This is a genomic window from Hyella patelloides LEGE 07179 (assembly GCF_900659865.1).
GTDB classification, from domain to species: domain Bacteria; phylum Cyanobacteriota; class Cyanobacteriia; order Cyanobacteriales; family Xenococcaceae; genus Hyella; species Hyella patelloides.
On record NZ_LR213785.1, the window covers coordinates 1 to 2,246 of the forward strand.

1 protein-coding gene is annotated in these 2,246 nt (G+C 36.5%); it reads right to left on the minus strand.

The window, feature by feature from the left end:
- A partial coding sequence (locus H1P_RS05205) for a M14 family zinc carboxypeptidase (RefSeq protein ID WP_222426941.1) occupies positions 1-1,213 on the minus strand: 1,213 nt, incomplete at its 3' end.
- Positions 1,214-2,246: the final 1,033 nt, after the last annotated feature.

Below are 2,246 nucleotides of genomic sequence, written 5' to 3' on the forward strand. Positions count from 1 at the left end.
CGATTGCTACTTTGAAATAGTCCAGTAACCAAGTAGTATCTGCATCTTTACCATAGCCATCAACCAATTCTTCCGCAAAGCGAGTCACTATTTCCGCAGTGGTATATTCACGAGCGTGGATGGCACCATTGACATATAAAGTAGGTTTATCTTCGTCTTCAATTCCGCTATTTTTATTAGTAAGCTCGATAGCATGAATATCATAACCCTCAGCACCGCCAGGAGTAACTTTATCATAGCTATCTCCAATATCAATCCAACTAGCAATCTCTGGGTTGGCTTCGGCTAATCCCGAAAGGTCTTCAAAAGTCTTTTCTACCGTACGATAGCTAGTAAAACCAGGAATAATATTTTCAGTAATTTGAACGGGAATGTCTTCAACCGCCAACCCATCATAATTACTATCTTCGCTCTCTAAGGTAACGCTAACCTCACTTATTTGTTCATTACCTTCGTCAATGCCATCATCTATTGCAGTAACCACTGCTGCTTGTGCTTCAAACCAGTTATCGGGGGTAAAAGTTAAAGATTCAATAGGTTCTAGTTGCTCTCCATCTACTTCAAAATTGAAAGTTACATCTGCTGTGGGACGGCTTTCGAGGAGAAATTGGAAATCGAGAGGGTCAGGAACATTATCTTCGCTTACTCCCACATCTCCTACGGGAGGTGTTACTCCAGGGGTCAAAAAGTCCACAACTTCTACATTGTCAACTCCCCAAACGAAAGACCAATTACCATCAAAACGAAAACGGACTTGAGCGTTTTCCGCTTCAGCTAATTCCTCTGTAAGATCGACTGTTACTGGAGCAGTCAAAGTTTCACCAGTGTCGGAGAAATAGACTTGTTCCCAGTTAGTGCCATCGGTAGAGGCTTCAACGTAAATCTGGCTGGCATTTTCTCCTGCTGCAATTCCACCATAATACTGGTCGAACGACAAAAAAACTTCCTCTGAGTCTGAAGCATTAAATACTGGGGATTCTAGAACAACACTTTCGTCGACTCCATCATCCGAAAGGGCATCACTATCATAAGTAGCAAAATTACCATCAAAGCCTTCAAAAGAGTCTAAAAAAGAACGTTTTCCTGGGTTGTCGAAACGCCAAATATCGGTTTCTGGGTTGCCTTCAAGAACTTCAACTGCCCAACCAGAGGGTGGAGTAGTACCGCTAGCTTCTGAAAAATCTTCTGTAAAAATTGGCTCGTATTGGCTCATAAAAAAACTCCGATTTGCATTGATAAATCTGTATAATTCGACTTAATTGAGGTAGCGTGCGAGTTTAGCTACCTGTTTGGATTCTTCCTTTTTGGAGTAACACTCTGCCAAATTGTTTTTTCTTCAGAGATGAATTCTAACTCCTAGTATTTGCAAGGCAATGCTTTAGCGATACCTGAGTTTTGTTCTTTCATGGGACATCATCTGGAATTCAACCCGTTCTCAAAGCACGACAGAAAGAACTTAGAAGAGCTTTTCTGCGGATAATCCTCAGCTAATGATAAAGGATAAATGTCAAATGATAAATGTCAAATGCGATCGAGAAATAACTTTTGCGAAACAACTCTAATTATTCATGGGATTGAGAAAGATTTTTAAACGATCGCTTTTCTTAACTATTTCTAGATTTTAAATCTTATTTAATCATGAGAGCTATTTGATGTTTTTTATTATTAACCAATCAATAAATTTCTTAACTGAAAGCTTAATTTATTTTACATTAGCATGAACTCTGAATTATTAGTTATTTCCAAGATAGATAAATAAATCCTGTAATAAAATGCGATCGCACTAGGAATTGGTTAATACTTTTTAGGCATCTTTATTGTTTTTTTACTATTTCTCCATCGAAAAAATAGCTTGTGTGACAACTATCTCAAGATAGATTTAAATTATCTAAAAAATTTCGTCTTGACAAAAAGCTAAATGAGATCAAAGCAATTTTAATTTGTGTCTCAAAACTAGAAATGCCATGAATTAAACAACGTCAGTTCAATGATCTAAAAACCTGAATTGATTTCTCGGCTTGTAGTACAAAATTAATTTAAAAGAGAATGCGAAACTCACCTTTTTTTCCTTAGCTCTTTAACTTTCCCCCAGTTATCGCCTGTTAACTAAACCTCTCGACGAATTTAGGTTAAATTAACAAATTCAATAGAAACATAATTTTTACTAATTATTTAATTGATTTTTATCCAAAGATTTAACTTATCAAGACTATTACCGATTACATATTATTTACAAAAAAATCAAC